The sequence below is a fragment of the Sphingobacterium suaedae genome (genome assembly GCF_042684625.1).
GTDB lineage: Bacteria > Bacteroidota > Bacteroidia > Sphingobacteriales > Sphingobacteriaceae > Sphingobacterium > Sphingobacterium suaedae.
The window spans coordinates 477,118-495,023 of the sequence record NZ_JBHULR010000003.1; the positions used below are offsets into that span (position 1 = coordinate 477,118).

The 17,906-nt window shown below is 43.9% G+C and carries 13 protein-coding genes; 9 read left to right on the plus strand and 4 right to left on the minus strand.

All coding sequences use genetic code 11. The features are described 5' to 3' along the window. Positions 1–51 precede the first annotated feature (51 nt). Positions 52–756 (plus strand): LOG family protein, encoded by a 705-nt coding sequence (locus ACFSR5_RS05470; RefSeq protein ID WP_380901519.1) that lies wholly within the window; start codon positions 52–54, stop codon positions 754–756. A 74-nt stretch (positions 757–830) separates the two neighbouring features. On the opposite strand, the gene ACFSR5_RS05475 is transcribed toward ACFSR5_RS05470, so the two are convergent. Continuing rightward, on the minus strand, positions 831–3,479 hold the full coding sequence (locus ACFSR5_RS05475) for a TonB-dependent receptor (protein ID WP_380901521.1): 2,649 nt from the start codon (positions 3,477–3,479) through the stop codon (positions 831–833). A gap of 463 nt (positions 3,480–3,942) precedes the next feature. Here ACFSR5_RS05475 and ACFSR5_RS05480 point away from each other — a divergent pair, with 463 nt between their 5' ends. Both ACFSR5_RS05480 and ACFSR5_RS05485 read left to right on the plus strand, forming a co-directional pair. Beyond that, positions 3,943–6,498: a TonB-dependent receptor gene (locus ACFSR5_RS05480; protein WP_380901523.1), complete on the plus strand. Its 2,556-nt coding sequence runs from the start codon at positions 3,943–3,945 to the stop codon at positions 6,496–6,498. A gap of 144 nt (positions 6,499–6,642) precedes the next feature. Further along, the gene (locus ACFSR5_RS05485; RefSeq protein ID WP_380901525.1) at positions 6,643–7,284 is read left to right on the plus strand and encodes an MgtC/SapB family protein; all 642 of its coding nucleotides are present in this window, start codon (positions 6,643–6,645) and stop codon (positions 7,282–7,284) included. A 15-nt stretch (positions 7,285–7,299) separates the two neighbouring features. Here the strand turns inward: ACFSR5_RS05485 and ACFSR5_RS05490 are convergent, their stop codons facing one another. The 3 genes from ACFSR5_RS05490 to ACFSR5_RS05500 all read right to left on the minus strand — a co-directional run bounded on the left by ACFSR5_RS05490 (position 7,300) and on the right by ACFSR5_RS05500 (position 10,898). Then, positions 7,300–7,557, minus strand: coding sequence for a hypothetical protein (locus tag ACFSR5_RS05490; protein ID WP_380901527.1), 258 nt, complete (start codon positions 7,555–7,557; stop codon positions 7,300–7,302). Positions 7,558–7,791: 234 nt separating this feature from the next. Next, positions 7,792–10,173 (minus strand): endonuclease MutS2, encoded by a 2,382-nt coding sequence (locus tag ACFSR5_RS05495; RefSeq protein WP_380901529.1) that lies wholly within the window; start codon positions 10,171–10,173, stop codon positions 7,792–7,794. 14 nt (positions 10,174–10,187) lie between these two features. Beyond that, the gene (locus ACFSR5_RS05500; RefSeq protein ID WP_380901531.1) at positions 10,188–10,898 is read right to left on the minus strand and encodes a DUF4296 domain-containing protein; all 711 of its coding nucleotides are present in this window, start codon (positions 10,896–10,898) and stop codon (positions 10,188–10,190) included. A gap of 47 nt (positions 10,899–10,945) precedes the next feature. Between ACFSR5_RS05500 and ACFSR5_RS05505 the strand changes: the two genes are divergently transcribed. From ACFSR5_RS05505 to ACFSR5_RS05530, 6 genes are all read left to right on the plus strand, one after another. Further along, positions 10,946–11,647 carry a YggS family pyridoxal phosphate-dependent enzyme gene (locus tag ACFSR5_RS05505; RefSeq protein WP_380901533.1) on the plus strand — a complete coding sequence of 234 codons (702 nt, stop codon included), beginning with the start codon at positions 10,946–10,948 and terminating at the stop codon, positions 11,645–11,647. After that, positions 11,634–12,086, plus strand: coding sequence for a GNAT family N-acetyltransferase (locus tag ACFSR5_RS05510; protein WP_380901535.1), 453 nt, complete (start codon positions 11,634–11,636; stop codon positions 12,084–12,086). Before ACFSR5_RS05505 ends, ACFSR5_RS05510 begins: the two co-directional genes overlap by 14 nt. Further along, positions 12,086–12,904, plus strand: coding sequence for a DUF3298 and DUF4163 domain-containing protein (locus ACFSR5_RS05515; protein WP_380901538.1), 819 nt, complete (start codon positions 12,086–12,088; stop codon positions 12,902–12,904). Before ACFSR5_RS05510 ends, ACFSR5_RS05515 begins: the two co-directional genes overlap by 1 nt. A gap of 15 nt (positions 12,905–12,919) precedes the next feature. Next, on the plus strand, positions 12,920–14,182 hold the full coding sequence (locus ACFSR5_RS05520; RefSeq protein ID WP_380901540.1) for an aspartate kinase: 1,263 nt from the start codon (positions 12,920–12,922) through the stop codon (positions 14,180–14,182). 47 nt (positions 14,183–14,229) lie between these two features. Beyond that, positions 14,230–15,411 (plus strand): class I SAM-dependent methyltransferase, encoded by a 1,182-nt coding sequence (locus ACFSR5_RS05525; protein ID WP_380901542.1) that lies wholly within the window; start codon positions 14,230–14,232, stop codon positions 15,409–15,411. Between the two features lie 129 nt (positions 15,412–15,540). Continuing rightward, entirely contained in the window at positions 15,541–17,904 is a 2,364-nt protein-coding gene (locus ACFSR5_RS05530; protein ID WP_380901544.1) for a PDZ domain-containing protein, read from the plus strand. Positions 17,905–17,906 lie beyond the last annotated feature (2 nt).

The following is a 17,906-nucleotide window of genomic DNA, read 5'->3' on the forward strand; positions in this document are numbered from 1 at the left end:
TAGCTTTTCCAAAAAATAACTATCTTGTGCTTGTTAACATCATAAACATATATGATAAAAGAGGATAAAATCAGAAGTTCATTTGCCAATAAGACGTGGCAAGAAATAAAAGTAAAAGATTCTTGGCAGATTTTTAAAATCATGTCCGAGTTTGTCGATGGATTTGAAAAGTTAGCGAAAATCGGGCCTTGTGTGTCCATTTTTGGTTCTGCGCGAACAAAAGCCGAACATAAGTATTACGAGATGACGGTAGAAATAGCCCGTCTGCTTGCGGATAAGGGATATGGGGTTATTTCAGGGGGCGGGCCTGGTATTATGGAAGCAGCCAACAAAGGGGCATATGAAGCTGGCGGAAAATCCGTTGGTCTCAATATTGAGTTGCCCTTTGAACAATTTCATAACCGGTATATCGACCGAGATAAACTACTGGAATTCAATTACTTTTTTGTACGTAAAGTCATGTTCATGAAATATTCACAAGGGTACATAGTGATGCCCGGTGGTTTCGGGACAATGGATGAGCTTTTTGAAGCCATTACCTTGATTCAGACGGGCAAGATAGCACGTTTTCCGATCGTCCTTGTAGGTAAAGATTACTGGAAGGGGCTCTTTGACTGGGTTGAACAAACCATGTTAGGAAACGCCTATATATCAGAAGAGGATCTCAAACTATATCGACTAGTAGATAGCGCAGAAGAAGCTGTAGAGCATATCTTCCGTTTCTATGATAAGTATTTGCTGAAACCGAATTTTTAGTCATGTCTAGAGAAGACAAAGAAAGGCCCAAGGTGTATACATCTTGGGCCTTTTTTTCAACATTTTGTATTCTTTTAGAAACTGTATGTTAAGCCAGCATTCCAAGTAGTACCTAGACCATAGAAATATCCAAATGCATCTTTTCGTGAAAAATATTCTTCATTGAAAAGATTCTTTACGTTACCTCTAAATTTAATAGATTGGCCAGCTTTCAACTTAAACGTGTAACTTAAGCCAGCATCCACGATATTAAAGCTCGGAAGTTCTTCAGATTGATAGACTGCGCCTTCCAGCGAAGACTCTATTACGTCGTCAATATCAACGTTACCATACAGTCTAGAGAAGTGATTAAAATCCGCATCAACCGAGAAATTCGGTAGAATAAAATATTTTGCTCCCACACCAAACGTAGTTTGTGCAGCGTTACCTACTCGAACACCAGTCACATCAAGACCTTCTGTATCTTCAAAAATTATGTCGAAAGAATCATTATCACGTACACGATACGGCGAGCTACCGTCATATTTCCAGTTGCCCACTGATCCATAAGCTCTCAAAGTTAAGTTTTGGATAACCTGTGCTTCTATGTCAAGTTCAATCCCCTTATGTAATTGTCCTACGCCGGTCAATAGGAAATTGACATCATCATATTCTACGTCACCAACTTTATACTCATTCGATGTATAGCTTGAAAATCTATTATCCCATTTCGTATAATACGCATTTACGTTTGCCGTTAAAAACGGCGTTGTAAACCGGTACCCGCCCTCTAAACCAAAAATTTCTTCATTATCGACAGAAGGATCTGCAAAATCTACTGTGTTCGAAATAAAGACATTATCTAAAAATGGTTGACGTGAGTATTTGCCAATGTTTGCGAAGAATGTGTGCGTATCATTAAATGTATAAGACGCTCCTCCCTTAATATTATATCCAAATTTCTTTTCGAACTCGGATTTTGTCTCGCCACCTTCATAATTCCACCTGTCAATCTTTTGATAGGCTTGGTTGGAGATGGATCCTTGCACAAATGCTGTGAAGCCATCTTTGCTGAACTCGGCTTGACCAAATAAGCCCTGATAATTAATGTTCTCCGAGTTATCGTATCCAACACGTTCCGCTACCTTGGCACTATTGAATAATGCGGACCAAGGATTTGTAGAGAAGGTTTTCGATACGACATAGCCAGTTGTACGATTTTTATTCTCTGCTAAACGCCCCTGTGCTCCTAATAAGTTGATTAATTGTTGAAAGTGATCTCCTTGGTAGAATCGTAGATCTGCTCCTACATTAAATGTCCAATATTTTTTAGTATCAAAATTAAAATTTGATACTAAGCCGTACCAAAAGTGGTTGTTTGCTGATGCTCTTAATACACTTCCGTTATTACCATTAGATATTCCATTTTCCAATTGACCGTTTCTTTCCGCTAAGACGTCCCAGTTCGTCGTTCCGTTTTCTGCGGAAAAACCGTTAGGGGTAAATCCCGGACCATTTCCCAAGATTCCCGTACCGCCACCACGACCGATCGACGCATACAAAACAGTAGATAATGATGATTTCTCATTGATCGTCCAGTCCCAGTTCAAGTTGCTGACAGGTTTGTGATAATAATTTCGACGCTGTGAAAGCCCTTCACCGTTATACCAACCATAATTCGAGTTTCCTCTAATTCCGGTGATGTCATAACCAGGAGTCGATAAGATCGTACCGTTACTTCTATAGGAAGATTCTAACGGTTTCGAATAATTTTGATCGTGCCATTGCGGCGATCCTAAAATCAAGAAGTTCAACTGATGGTTCTCGTTGGGTTTATATCCAACAGAAAGAAAGTAATTTTGCCCTGCTCCTGCCGTTCCGATAGCATATTTTTTATCGGCTCTCCAACCGTCCAACATAAAAGATACGCCCCATTTCCCAATCATACCTGTATTGTATCCTACTGTTGCTTTTGCATAACCGTCATTACCTGTCATTAATCGCGCATATCCACCTTTTTTCATATCCGTAGCTTTGGTTACGATATTAACAGTTCCGCCAACAGAAGAGATAGCTAATTTTGAAGATCCAAGACCGCGTTGAATTTGGATAGCTGTAGCAATATCAGTCATACCAGCCCAATTTGACCAATACATGTTGCCATCCTCCATACCGTTTATCGGTTGACCATTTAGCAAGAATGCCGTATTCGATTGGTCAAATCCTCGTACATACATCTTAGAATCTCCGAAACCACCAGCTTGATCCGCCACGTAAACAGATGGAGTGTTCTTCATGACCTCCGGAAATTCAACATTTCCGGCCGCCTTTTCTTGAATTTCTGTAAGACGGATTGTAGAAACTGCTACAGGCGTTTTACGATCTTTTGCGATATCAATTAAGCCTTTACCGATAACAACGATTTCCTCCAAATCTTGGGAGCCGGAAGAACTCAGCACAATTGTTCCCAGATCATTATTTAAATTGGAAAATTTCACCTCCTTCGGAGCATAACCGATGAAACGGATAACAAGTGTCCCTGCATCGGAAGTAGCATCCAGCGTAAATCTTCCTTCCGTATCCGTTGATACGCCAGTTCCTGTACCCTTGATAGAAACCGAAGCTCCAGCGATAGGCAGCTGCCCATCTGTAACAATTCCACGTAGAGCTAACTGAGCCCACGCCACATTACAAAGCAGCATCAATACAAAAATTGCTGTAAGTTTAGTAGAGATTTTTTTCATACTTATTTTTGTTGTCTTAAAATTAGTACTGCAAAGTTAGAAATAGACGTTGATATTCGTTAAACTTAACATAAACTTAATATACAGGCAGACAATTATTTATGCGAAAATGAAGGTATGTTGGTGCTACTGATTTTTGAATTTTGCAAGGTTGAAATATTACTTGGTTCACTCATTTTAAAAGTTGCAACAAATAAGATGTTTTGTTATCATTTTAACAAAATTTAACAATTGAGAACTGTGGAAAACTTCTTGACGATACGACCATCCCCTCACCGATGACGACGGTGCCATTAAGCAGGCTTTCAGTCATTCATTGTTGTCACAACTAAAAACTAGTAAAAGGAAAACCTTCACCTTATTAAGAGCGAATACAAATTATTACTAAATCCTTGTAACCCATTTATTTTATTCAAACAAACAGTTACCTTTGCAACCAATTTTAAAAAATTGTTCTAACATAATGCAAAAACATTCCTATCTGTGGCTAGCCTTCTTGGCTTGCATGCTTACCGGTCCATTCGCTTTCGCACAACGCGTGCTCACCGGAAAGATCTCCGACGGCGTTCAACCTATTGCCGGTGCCTCTGTTTCTGTTTCCGGGACGACGACTGGCACTTCTTCGGATGCTTACGGAAACTTTTCCATCACCACACCGCAAGAAAACGGGAGCCTAGAAATCCGATTTTTAGGGTTTCTTACTAAACTCGTCAACTTTTCCTCCTCCTCCGACCTTGGAACGATTGTTCTTGAAGCTTCGTCTATGCAGTCGTTGGATGAAATTGTTGTAGTCGGGCGCGGTGTCATCGATATTGCCGAAGGACGTAAAACTCCAATTGCTGTTTCCACGATACGGCAGGAAGAAATCGAAGCTAAAGTGGGGGCGCAGGACATTACAGCAACATTGGTTAATACACCATCCGTGTATATCACAGGTCAAGCTCGTGGGTTTGGAGAGACGTCGATGAATACACGCGGATTTGATCAATCAAATACGGCATTTTTATTGAACGGACAGCCGATCAATGGCATGGATAACGGTCGTGTCTATTGGTCTAATTGGTCGGGTTTATCCGATATAGCTTCAGTGGTGCAGATTCAACGTGGCCTTGGTTCTTCAAAACTAGCAATCTCCTCTGTGGGAGGCACGATCAATTTTGTGACAAAATCCACCGATATGAAAAAAGGCGGTTTTCTGAAGCAAAGCGTAGGTAACGACGGATTCTTAAAATCGACAGTCGCATACAACACAGGGTTAATGAGCAACGGTTTTGCTGTTTCTGCCATGTTCACGCATTGGCAAGGTGATGGCTACGTGGACCGCACGGAAGGTAAAGGACAGAATTATTTTTTATCTATCGGTTATAAAGTGAATGAAAAACATAACGTAAACCTGATGATTACGGGTGCGCCGCAATGGCACAACCAAGGTTTCACGAGCTCGCTGCAGAATTATCTGGACAAGGGTCGAAAGTTCAATAGTAACGTAAGCACAGTGAACGGCGTCGAAATGAATGCACGCAAGAACTATTACCATAAACCTGTTGCGAACCTTAACTGGGATTGGCAGATTGACAATAGGGCATCGTTATCGACTGTTTTCTATGGATCTATGGCGCGAGGCGGTGGTCAGTCGGCACGCACGGATGCGACATCCGCACGGGTTCCTTATTTGGCTGCCGACGTAAACAACCACCAATGGTTTGGTCTTGTTTCGAATTATAACCGTAAACTCACGGATTACTTAAATTTCAATATCGGATTTGATCTGCGCGACTATAAAGGCGAACATTACAGACAAGTAACGGATCTTCTAGGCGCTTCGTCTATTGCCCATAGCGGCAATGTCAATTTTGATGGTGCCATTACGACGTCGAATGTATATTCAACAAATCCCTGGAAGACTTGGAGTGATCGCCCGAAAAATGCGGAAGATCGCCTTGCCTGGGACTATGATCAGATCGTACGTTACGGCGGTCTATTTGGACAGATCGAATATGCCAAAGATGGCTTCAGCACATTCTTCCAAGGATCGGTATCACAACAACAAAATATCCGGAAAGACTACTTTCAATATACTCCTGGAAACGACAAATCCGAAAATGTAAGCAATTTTGGTTACAACGTAAAAGGTGGTGTAAGCTATAGCCTAGATAACCATACGTTCTTTGGAAATGCCGGCTACTACTCACGTCAACCTTATCAAAACAACATTTTCATGAATTATCGGAATGATGTCAATCAATTTGCAGAGAATGAAAAAATCTTAGGGTTAGAATTGGGGTACCGGTTTACCTCCGAATATATTGATGTGAACGTAAACGCGTACAAAACAACATGGGACAATCGCGTTACAGGAAGCTCACGCAATGCAAGCGCGGATGATATAGCAACTTACAATCCAACAAACGACCCTAACCTGTTGGTAGAAGGCGATTATCTTTATTTCTCCAATTATGGCGTAAAGCAGGATCATAAAGGATTGGAACTTGATTTTGTCTCTCGACCGTTTAGCGGTTTCCAATTCACGGGCTTTGCATCTATCGGTGACTGGGTATACGACGGTATGTCTACAACGATCGTCCGCAACGAAAACCGCGTTGTATTGGCAACAGAGGCTACCGATTTGACGGGAGGGCAAGTCGGTGATGCGGCCCAGACTTCGTATGGTTTAGGCGCGAAATACCAAATTATAAACGGTTTATCGATCGATGCTGATTTCCGCGGTTACGATCGGTTATATTCATCCCGACAGGCTGGAAAAGATCAGGTACTTGAACTACCTGCTTACCAGCTCGTAGATGCTGGGATTTCATATAAACTGAAGCTGACACCGCGCCATGCGTTAAGTTTCCGCTTCAACGTAAACAATCTGTTTGATACCTTCTATATTTCGGAAGCAACAACCAATATTTTTGAAAACGCAAATAATCAATATTGGCATGGTATCAACACGTCCAACACCGTACTGATCGGCCTGGGCCGTACATGGAATGGAGCTGTAAAATTTACATTCTAAAATTGCAAAACGAGAATCATGAAGAGAGGCCAAAGGCCTCTCTTTTTTTGCCTCTCCCCCCTCTGGGGAAATATCCTTCCATTCAAACTTTCCGAAAAAAAAACCGTTATATTTACGCGCTATAAACAATAAGCTCATTATCATATGTTTGATTGGTTAGAGGATCCCCGTGTCCAAAGCATCTTTGCATCTATTTTATGCGGAGCTGTGGTCGGTTTTGAAAGGGAATATAAAAATAAGTCGGCGGGGTTTCGTACCGTCATACTGATCTGTTTCGGTTCTACGGTCTTTACGTTGTTGTCACGCATGGGGAATGTTTCAGACGACCGGATTGCGGCCAATATCGTCACAGGCATAGGCTTTCTCGGAGCTGGCGTGATCTATCAGGGAAAGTTTACGGTACAGGGGTTAACTACGGCTGCTGTTATTTGGTCAATGGCTGGCATTGGCATGATGATCGGTTTCGAAGAATATGTATTTGGGTTTATTTTGACAGCCTTTATGGTCGTTATCCTTTCCCTCTTTCAGAAAATGGAGCACCTCTTGGCAAACGTATACTTTGTCCGTACCATTCACGTTACTTTTCAAGATATTCAAATCGCACATCTCGACGAGTTCGAAAGCTTTATGAAAGATCACAAAGTGACCCTGCAGCGAAAAGGTCTAGAGAAAAAGGGACAGCACTTAACCGTAATCTACGAAATATCGGGCACCAAGCGCAACATTCGTCTTGCCAATGATGCCATTATAGCGTTGGATTACGTGTACGCATTTAACAACTTGTAATAAATGAGTGAGACCTTAATAAACGACAGTTTCCTTTACTGAACAGTTCTTCTTCACCCACTCTAGATCAAACTCAGTCAGCTCGCGGCGTTCGCCTTTATAAATGAAATACGAGGCAGGGCGACTCTCGCTGCCGTTGTGACCAGCTATAGGCATCTTATTCACTATTTTTTCTTCTGGGCAATCCCGCAATAGGCCTGCTGCGTGTTTGGTCGATGAGCAAGCGCCCGAAACGACAGCGAGCGTCACTAAAAAGCTCGTATATTTTACCATCTTTAATTCTTTTGGGAATAAAATTAACTAAAAATAACGAGCCATAGAACGATGCCAATAATCATTACAACATAGCGTAACGTGTCGTTGCCCCATACTTTAGTAGGTCGTCTAGAACAAAAAATCTACCTTTTCTGAACGGTGGGGTCGTTCACGCTATTTATTTTCGTGCTGTCACGGGGTAAGATGCATATCGAAACCAGGATCAAACTCTGCCGCTTCACCGATTCGTATCTATTGTATATAAGCGTAGGTTATCCCATCGCCTCCACGATCGGCATGTTCATCTTCAAAGCGTGATACGTGATTGTATTTCCGCAGGTAATCACGTACAAATTTACGCAAGATCCCATCTCCTTTGCCATGCAGGATTTTTAACGTGGGGTACCCGATCATAACGGCACGATCCAGCACCGTCTCGAGCTGACGCAGCGCATCTTCGGTGCGCATACCCCGGAGGTCTACCTCGGGTTGAAAATCCGCTACAGACTCTGTGGACATGCTTCTGTGTTTCTTGACTACTTTCGCCTTCTCTTTGCCTTTTAACTTCAGCACCTTTGACTTTTTCACTACCGTACGTAGGTCGCCCAATGCCAAAATCAGGTTATTTCCTTTTGCCACTTCCATCACCTGCGCTTCGGTATCGGTATCGATAATCTTTACCCAATCGCCTACTTCTATTACCTCTTCGTCGACTTGCGCATTGCTGACTATCTCTTTAGCATTTCCTTTTTTCTCGGTATGTTTCTCTGCCGCTTGGTGTAAGGCACGGCGCAATTCTTTGGTTTTCTCTTTATCCGCCTGCGCGGTTTTTATTTCGGCAATGGTGTTCTCGACCAAACGGTTTGCGTTCTTGACAATCTGCCGTGCTTCCTCTTTCGCTTCTCGTAAGATTTGGCGTTTGTTCTCTTCGAGGTGACTCTGCAACTGTTCGTAATTAGTTTTCAGTTGCTCCAGTTCCCGTTCCCTTTTCGAAATCGCGACCTTCGTGTCGTGAACGTTTTTTTTATCGCGTTCCAGGTCCACCAAAAGCGTATCCACTTTCTTTTGTTGGGTACCTATTTTTTGCTTTGCTTGTTCTAAAATGTCTTTTCTTAGTCCAATTTTCTCCGCGATTTCAAATGCGTAAGAGCTTCCTGGCTTTCCGACTTGTAGAATATATAAGGGTCTCATCGCTACGTTGTCGAACAACATGGATGCATTTTCCAGCCCCTTCGTATTACTCGCGAAAACTTTGAGGTTGGAATAGTGCGTCGTAACGACTCCTCTTATCCCCTTGCTGTTGAGTGCTTCCAAAACCGCCTCGGCAATGGGGCCTCCAAATACAGGATCTGTCCCTGTACCGAATTCATCGATCAAAACCAACGTCCGTGGGTTAGCGAACTCCGTGAAATGTTTCATTTTAGAAAGATGCGCACTGTACGTACTTAAATCGCTTTCTATCGATTGGTCGTCGCCAATATCGGCAAACACTTGCTTGAAAACGCCGACTTTCGATGTAGAATCAGCAGGGATCAAAAGTCCCGACTGCACCATGAGCTGAAGCAAGCCGACGGTTTTCATACACACGGATTTTCCGCCCGCATTAGGGCCCGAAACCAAGATGACACGATCTTCCTGATCTATTTTTATATGCAGGGGGACAACCGTGGGGTGATTCTCCTTTTTCGCATTCATCAATAACAAGGGGTGGCGCGCTCCAACAAGATGAATTTCGGCTTCTTTTGACAATTCCGGCATTTCCGCCTCAACATCTACCGCAAACAGCGCTTTGGCACGGACAAAATCCAGCTTGCTGAGTAAACCGTGATACGCTAATAACAGAGGCACATGCGGGCGAAGCTCGCTCGTCAATTCCGTTAAGATACGAATGACCTCACGTCGACGTTCGAATTCCAAGTCCCTCACCTTATTATTTAAGTGAAATACTTCTTCTGGCTCAATATAAGCTGTTTGTCCCGTTGCCGATTCGTCGTGAATAAGTCCTTTTAATTTGCGTTTATTTTCTGCTAAAATAGGTATACACAACCTTCCGTCCCGTACGGTCAAGTTTCCGTCTGCTGTCCAACCGTTATGTTGGGCTTGTTTAAAAACCTGATCAATACGTTTGCGGGCCTCTTGTTCACTCTTGACGATCTGTTGTGTCAAATCCAATAGCGCGCGTGAGGCATTGTCTTTCATTTTCCCACGATCGTCGATAACGGTTTCGATCTGTCGCACAATTTTCGTTTCAATGGGCAGGTGTTCAAATAAGAGTTCGAGGTGTGCGTATTGCCCTTGACGATCGTTAAAATAACGAATAATCGCATACACCGTACGTAGGGAAAGTAAGATGCGGTGAAATTCCTCTTCGCCCAGAAAAGATCCCTCTACCCGGGCTTTTTCAGCCAACGGTTTTATGGGGTAAAGATGATCGACCGGAAGTGGAGCATCGTTGACCAATAGATCTTTAAACTCCTGCGTCTGCCGTAAAAATCGATCTATCTGATCCAGTTTGATCTGCGGTTGTATTTTCTCGACCATCTGTCGTCCCGGCTCGCTCAAACATTTTTCTTTTATGGCGTTTTTTATTTCGTTAAAACCTAATTTATCTATTGCGTTATGCGGAAAAATCATAAAATTCTAATTAACTATAACCGATCTGCCTGTACCTCTTTTAACGGCTTTGGTTTCAGCTCCGGCCTCGGGATGCGCTGCGGGATGGTTGCGGGCTTCAACTCTTTATTTTCGGTCGGCGCGGGTTGTTGTTGTTGTTGTTGTTGTACTGTGGGAATCGCTGTCGACGTTGCCTGAGGTTCATATACGTTGACGGTTAAGCCAGCCCGATCCATGAAATCGGTTCTGTATGTGCGATGCGACAACGGAATAGTATCCACATGCACATCCAAGATAAGCCGCCGTGCATCCTCCCGTAATTTTGTATAGTGTTGAACAATTCGGATGCTGTCTGAAATCCGCGCGTTCTGCACCGAGTCCGCCACCCGAAATTCCCTATCATAATCTGTCAATTTTTTTGTAACGGCTGCGTATAGCTCTTTCGAAGAAACAGGATCCCCTAAATAATAGGCGACATTTTGCTTGAACACCGTTGAATCGATTTTATACTTATCGAAGAGTTCGCCGTATAAACTGCCTATAATACGGCGGGTGCTGTCTACTGGTAAATTATTGAGATACCCGTCTACCAAATGTACTTCCGTCAAAAGATCGACCATGACTTTTTGTGGTAATATTCCCTTTGGTGTCGACTTTTTACAACCTATCCATAAAAAAAACGACGATAATATAACGAGTAATAAGCGCTGCATTTTGTAAGTTTGTACAAATTTACAAAAAGGCATCGAATAACCTGCTTTTTACGTTTTTTGCACGTCGAAATATACCAACTATGAGTATCGCAACAACTATTGAATCTGTACAAACTGAACTGAAACCTATAGGCGTAACATTGGTGGCTGTGTCCAAGACGAAACCTGTGGATATAATTTTGGAAGCATATGCAGCCGGACAACGCATTTTCGGCGAAAATATGGTTCAAGAACTTGTCGAAAAACATGAGGCTCTTCCAAAGGATATCCAATGGCACCTGATCGGACACCTGCAGACCAACAAAGTCAAATATATTGCACCGTTCGTGTCGATGATACAGTCGGTAGACTCGCTCAAACTTTTGAAAGAGATCAATAAGCACGCGCTTAAACACAACCGAGTTATTGACTGCCTACTGCAAGTCTATATCGCCGATGAAGATAGTAAGTTCGGGTTGGATCACGCCGAATTGATTGAACTTTTACGAGACGATTCCTTCGGTGAATTACAGCACGTACGTATCCGGGGCTTAATGGGTATCGCCACAAACACCGAAAATGAAAAAGTGATACGGGCCGAGTTCTACGAGCTCAAAAGTCTATTCGATGGGATTAAAACAAGCTTTTTCCGAAAAGATGCGACCTTCGATACCTTGTCCATGGGCATGTCGTCGGATTATCAATTGGCGATTGAAAATGGCAGTACTATGATTCGATTAGGGAGCACGTTGTTTGGCAAGCGCGTAATCAAGCATTTCAAACTTAACCATGGTAACAATTAGAAAAGCGAAACGGGAAGATTGTCCGGCAATGATGGACCTTATTAAAGAACTGGCGGTGTATGAAAAGGCTCCGGATGCTGTCACGGTGACTATGGAAGAATTTGCAGACAGTGGTTTCGGAAGCCATCCTGTATGGGGTGCTTTCGTCGCCGAACGCGATCAGCAATTGATTGGACTGTCTCTTTATTATATTCGATATTCTACGTGGAAAGGTCAACGGCTTTATCTCGAAGACCTCATCGTAACGGAAAAGGAACGGGGCACAGGCGTAGGCAAACAATTACTGGACCGAACGATTGATTTTGCCCGGACAGAAGGATATAATGGGATGATGTGGCAAGTGCTGGCCTGGAATGAACCCGCCATCCGTTTTTACGAAAAGTACCAGGCAGCGTTTGATGATGAATGGGTGAACGTGTCTTTAAGTTTCCAAAATTAATGAATAAAATTGCCTATAGCATGTTAGTGGGGTGCATGTTGTCTTTTGGAGGATGTGTGACGGAAAACCGGCCAGATAAAAATAAGGAGGTAGAACAGCGCTTACCCGTTACAGACACGGCGAGCTATCGCATCGTTCATTTTAAAGACTTCAGCCCCTATTTTTCAGGAACAGATACACAACTGGATTCCACGACGTTTTCTGCACGTTATCCGGTGTTTGCCGACGATATCGACTCGTTGGTGAAAAAAGCTATTTTCATTGACGGAGAGGATAACATCGAACAAGTCGCAGACAGTTTTCTAGGTGGCTTTAACGAATATGCTGAAGAACAAATTGAACGTGGAGACCAAACGTTTCATACGTGGTACAAACACCAAGACTGTCGTGTCGTTTTAAATATCCCAGGCTTCTTGACTCTTCGCCATGCCATAAACGACTACACGGGTGGGGCGCACGGTATGGAACTTGAGTTGTGGTATAATTTTGATCTGCACGACCGTAAGCAACTAGCGCTGACAGATGTCGTACAGGATACCAGTAAATTACGCGCTCTTGCAGAGACATACTTTCGAAAGCAGGAATCACTGGATGATACAACGTCATATGGTGGTGCTTATTTTTTTGAAGACAATACGTTTGCACTGGCAGAGAATTTTGGGATGACTGCGGAAGGCCTATTGTTCCACTACAACCCCTACGAAATAAAGTCGTATGCAGAGGGGGCAACGACGCTGCTCATTCCTTACAGCGAACTCAAAGACATTCTAACAGATAAGGGAAAGGCGATCCAACTCCATATATCAACAAAGAACTAAACCTGTACAACATACATGCAAGTATTCAAATTCGGTGGCGCATCGGTGAAAGATGCAGAAAGTGTAAAAAATGTCGCATCGATTCTCGCCAACCACAAGAAGGACGAGCTACTGGTCGTTGTCTCTGCTATGGGAAAGACCACCGATCGACTTATGGAGGTGACCAACCATTATGTTGATCAAACTGGGCAGGCCTTTCAGGCTTTAGAAGGCGTCAAGGCGTTCCACGAGCGTATCCTTGCCGACTTATTTGGACAACCTACGCATCCCATATTTGACGAAATTGCCAATTGCTTTGTTGAAATTGAATGGATACTGGAAGAGGATCCGCAGGATTCATACGACTATCTTTTCGATCAAATTGTGTCCACTGGTGAACTTGTTTCATCGAAAATTTTAGCGGCGTATACGAGTTTTGTAGGAATACCGGTTAAATGGCTTGACGCGCGAGATTATATCTTTACAGACAATACATATCGGGAGGCAACGGTAGATTGGGAGAAGACGGAGGAAAAGATCCGCCGGGATCTCCCTTCGGTGTTGGACGAGTATGTTGTCGTGACACAGGGCTTCATCGGATCCACCTCTGAAAATTTCACGACCACCTTAGGACGTGAAGGATCAGACTATTCTGCGGCTATTTTTGCTTCTTGTCTCCACGCTGAGGACATTACTATTTGGAAGGATGTACCCGGCGTACTCAACGCAGATCCCAAATGGTTTGACCATACGGAACTCATTCCCGAGCTTTCCTATACCGACGCTATTGAGCTTACTTACTATGGGGCAACCGTCATACACCCCAAAACCATTAAACCGTTGCAAAATAAGAAAATCGCGCTCAACGTACGTTCGTTCTTAAACCCAAAAGCGCCGGGCACCTTGATCCGCACGACAAATAGCGGCCTATCTGTACCGTCTTTTATTTTTAAGGTCAACCAGGTATTTATCGGTATTCAGCCTCGGGATTTTTCGTTCATTGTCGAAGACAATCTGAGCCATATTTTCAATGTATTCCATAGTCATCGCATTAAGATCAATATGATGCACAATAGTGCCATTAGTTTTTCTGTGGCCGTAGATGATACGGGTAAAAACGTAGATGCGCTCCTAGCAGACCTCGAAAAACGGTATAAGGTCACTGTGGAAAAAGGACTTGAGCTCATTACCATTCGTTATTTTAATCAGGAAACCATTAACCGTGTACTCGTCAACAAGGAAATTATCCGAGAGCTTAAGGATGGGTATACGTGTCAGTTGCTCGTTAAAAAAATCTAAACGCGGCTTAAAGACGTTTATCCATTTGGCTCTAGCTTATAAAAATAATGAATAAGGACCTCTTAACCACCGATGTTCAATCGTATATACATGCTAACCAACATAGCAACCCTGCAGCTATTGCCTTACAGAAAAGTCCATTTGAAACAGTCACAGCGCGGGAACTCGCTGCGCAAATCGACGGGATGCAACGGGTTAAAAAGAAGATTCCGGCCTGGCTGGAGCATACTGGTCTGTATTTCCCAGAAAAACTAAACCTCGAACAAGCGTCCTCTTCAGCCACAGGAGCTTTCAAATCGTCCTTAATCGCGAAAGACAGTCGCGTTATCGATCTGACGGGCGGATTTGGTGTGGACAGCTATTATTTTGCCCAACATGCCCGTCAGGTTACACATTGTGAGATCAACGAAGATCTCTCCCAAATTGTTGCTCATAATTTTAAGGTTTTGCACGTGTCGCATGTAGATTGTATAGCGGGCGATGGATTAGAACTTCTCCGAAGCCAAGAGACATCATATGACATGATCTATATCGATCCCTCGCGACGTGTTAAACAGCAAAAGGTATTTTGTTTAGAAGATTGCGAACCGAATATCCTCGAATCGCAAGACCTGTTTTTTAGTCGTGCCCCCTATATTTTGACTAAGCTTGCCCCACTGCTCGACATCCAATTAGCGCTTCGGTCGCTGGCTCAGGTTAAAGATGTGTATGTAGTTAGCGTAGATAATGATTGCAAAGAACTACTCTTCATGCAAGAAAGAAATTACCTAGGGTCTCCACAAATACATGCGGTGCGGCTCTTGCCGGACGGTCCTCACCTGTTTTCCTTTAACTATACCGAAGAACAAGATACGGTTGCCCTGTACAGCGCCCCCAAGAAGTATCTATATGACCCCGATGTCGCCGTCAATAAAGCCGGCGCCTTCAAATCTGTCGGGACACGCTATGGCCTTGGAAAGCTCGCCGCGCACACCCATCTTTACACAGGAGATACGGATGTAACGGATTTTCCAGGTAAACAACTGAAAATTATCGACACTTACACGTTAAAATCATTGAAGAAAGCATTGCCATTAAAGAAAGCAAATGTCATCTCGAAGAATTTTCCACTTCGTGTGGAGGAAATTCGGAAGAAATTTAAAATTGACGATGGAGGGAACGATTATCTCTATTTCTGCACATTAGAACGTGGCGAGCACGTGGTGATACACGGTATCCGTTGCGCATAGCTTCTGTACTATTCACATAGCTGTTGCTGCATAAAAAAGATAAAACTACGCAATCGTTTGCGTGTCAAAAACAGTATAAATTGTTCTTATTTTAGGGGATGTGACGATGCTAACCAATCACACAACAGCATGATGACACGAATCCTTTACATGTTATTACTGACAATCGTACTTCTTCCGACAGCAAGCCACAGTCAGCCTACTACGTTTTACGTTTCTCTAACGGGCAACGATAACAGCTCAGGAACACTGGATAGACCCTTCCGAACCCTCGAGCGGGCTAAAAAGGAGGTTAGCAAAGTGTCCCTTGTTACATCAGGCCATACGTTTCAAATTATCGTCTCACCCGGCACATATTTTTTAGATCAACCACTTGTATTCCAGTCCAAAGACTTTGGTTCAGGTACAGTGCTGCGCATTCGAGCGGAAAAAGCCGGGGCGTCTGTTGTTAGTGCCGGGAAGCCGCTGTTATTACATTGGGAAAAGGCGCATGGAAATATATGGAAAGCCAAGGTACCCGCAACGATTGATAGTATCCCCGCACTGTACGGAAAAGAAAAAACGTTTACCCTCGCCCGTTTTCCAAATAAACAAGGGCATGTACGCCCCTTCGAAGGATACGACAAGAATGCCATGCATGCAGACCGAATACGTACGTGGCAAGATCCGACCGGCGGCTACCTCCACGCATTGCATGAGGGCCGTTGGGGCGGAATGCACTTTCAAATCATAGAAAAACCTGCGGCGGATCGTGTCGTCATGACTGGTGGTTGGCAGAATAACCGTCCTAGCCCGCCACATGGGACGTTTCGTTTCGTGGAAAATATCCGTGAAGAGTTGGACGCACCCGGTGAATGGTTCTTCGATCGTACAGCCAAACTACTGTATTATTACCCCGAACCGAACGAGGATATCCGCTCTATGGAATTTATTGCCGCGCAATTGGAAAATTGTCTACACTTTGCAGGAGATCCTGCACACCGGATCAGCCATATCACGGTTGAAGGTTTACAATTCGCCCATACGACACCGACGTTCATGCTGACGAAAGAGCCACTGCTCCGGAGCGACTGGCGGATCTATCGTCAAGGTGCTATATGGATGGAAAATGCCGAATCTATTCACATTCAGGACAACATCTTCCGACAGCTCGGAGGAAATGCAGTATTCATCAGCGGCCACAACCGCTATATTCTCGTCAAAGATAATCTCATCGAACAGATTGGAGCTTCAGGCATTGCCTTTGTCGGACGACCATCGTCTTTACACAATCCCCTCTATCAATATAGCGATACCGTTGCTTTGCACAGGATCAGCCGAAGCACGGGACCACGCGCTTCTCACTTCCCGGAAGACTGTCAAGCGGTCGGTAATTTAATCCGCCATATCGGTTTAATCGAAAAGCAGTCAGCGGGTGTACAGATCCAAGTAGCTTCCCGGATCGCTGTGCTTCATAATACCATTTACCGTGTGCCGCGAGCCGGTATCAATATCGGTGATGGAGCTTTTGGAGGCTATGATATTGCTTACAATGATGTATTTGAAACGGTGTTAGAAACGTCCGACCACGGAGCCTTCAACTCGTGGGGCCGCGATCGCTTTTGGCGGGCAAACCGACAGACCATGGATGAGTTAACCGCTACGCATCGTGAACTGATCTTGCTGGATGCATACCAAACCACGCATATCCATCACAATCGCTTCCATTGTGACCATGGGTGGGATATTGACTTAGACGATGGTTCCTCCAATTATCGAATTTATGCGAACGTTTGTCTGAGCGGAGGAATTAAGCTACGCGAAGGATTTCACCGAAGCGTTTATCAAAACATACTCATCAACAACACACTGCATCCCCATGTCTGGTTTGTCCATTCGCAGGATACGATAAAGCGGAACATTCTGATGAGCGCATTTAATCCGATACAGGTGCGTGACTATGGTTCGGCAATCGACAGCAATATATTTTTTTCTCGCGAGCAACTGTTAGCTAACCAACAGCTCGGCGTAGACCGAAACGGCATCGCGCAGGAGATTGCGTTCAAAGATCCGGATCATTTTGATTTCACCGTGATGAACGTAGGAGCACTGAATGGCTTCTTTACGAATATGGCTAAGCAAGATGTCGGCGTGAAAAAGCCAGAACTACGGGCTTTAGCCGCCACTCCACCTCCTGTTACGCTCATTAAGCAAACTGAACAAACATCCGATGAACATGTTCACTGGCTAGGTTATCGTGTGAAAACGGTTTCCTCATTAGGAGAACAATCGGCGACGGGGCTAGCCGAGATCCACGGAGTACTTGTCTTATCTAAAGAACAAACCGATCCAGATACAGGCGGTTTAGAAGTCAACGATGTCATTCTGAGTTATGATGGCGATGCTATCCGCAAGGTCGCCGATCTCTTAAGAGCTGAAGCCAGACATCGCTGGAAAGAACGGCATCAACTGCGGATTTGGCGGAACCAACAAGCGATGAACATCCGGTTATGAAA

Coding starts and splice junctions, on each gene's coding strand:
- ACFSR5_RS05505 (WP_380901533.1), top strand. CDS start 10,946: ATGAGTATCGCAACAACTATTGAATCTGTACAAACTGAACTGAAACCT.
- ACFSR5_RS05520 (WP_380901540.1), top strand. CDS start 12,920: ATGCAAGTATTCAAATTCGGTGGCGCATCGGTGAAAGATGCAGAAAGT.
- ACFSR5_RS05510 (WP_380901535.1), top strand. CDS start 11,634: ATGGTAACAATTAGAAAAGCGAAACGGGAAGATTGTCCGGCAATGATG.
- ACFSR5_RS05515 (WP_380901538.1), top strand. CDS start 12,086: ATGAATAAAATTGCCTATAGCATGTTAGTGGGGTGCATGTTGTCTTTT.
- ACFSR5_RS05500 (WP_380901531.1), bottom strand. CDS start 10,898: ATGCCTTTTTGTAAATTTGTACAAACTTACAAAATGCAGCGCTTATTA.
- ACFSR5_RS05530 (WP_380901544.1), top strand. CDS start 15,541: ATGATGACACGAATCCTTTACATGTTATTACTGACAATCGTACTTCTT.
- ACFSR5_RS05485 (WP_380901525.1), top strand. CDS start 6,643: ATGTTTGATTGGTTAGAGGATCCCCGTGTCCAAAGCATCTTTGCATCT.
- ACFSR5_RS05525 (WP_380901542.1), top strand. CDS start 14,230: ATGAATAAGGACCTCTTAACCACCGATGTTCAATCGTATATACATGCT.
- ACFSR5_RS05490 (WP_380901527.1), bottom strand. CDS start 7,557: ATGGTAAAATATACGAGCTTTTTAGTGACGCTCGCTGTCGTTTCGGGC.
- ACFSR5_RS05480 (WP_380901523.1), top strand. CDS start 3,943: ATGCAAAAACATTCCTATCTGTGGCTAGCCTTCTTGGCTTGCATGCTT.
- ACFSR5_RS05475 (WP_380901521.1), bottom strand. CDS start 3,479: ATGAAAAAAATCTCTACTAAACTTACAGCAATTTTTGTATTGATGCTG.
- ACFSR5_RS05495 (WP_380901529.1), bottom strand. CDS start 10,173: ATGATTTTTCCGCATAACGCAATAGATAAATTAGGTTTTAACGAAATA.
- ACFSR5_RS05470 (WP_380901519.1), top strand. CDS start 52: ATGATAAAAGAGGATAAAATCAGAAGTTCATTTGCCAATAAGACGTGG.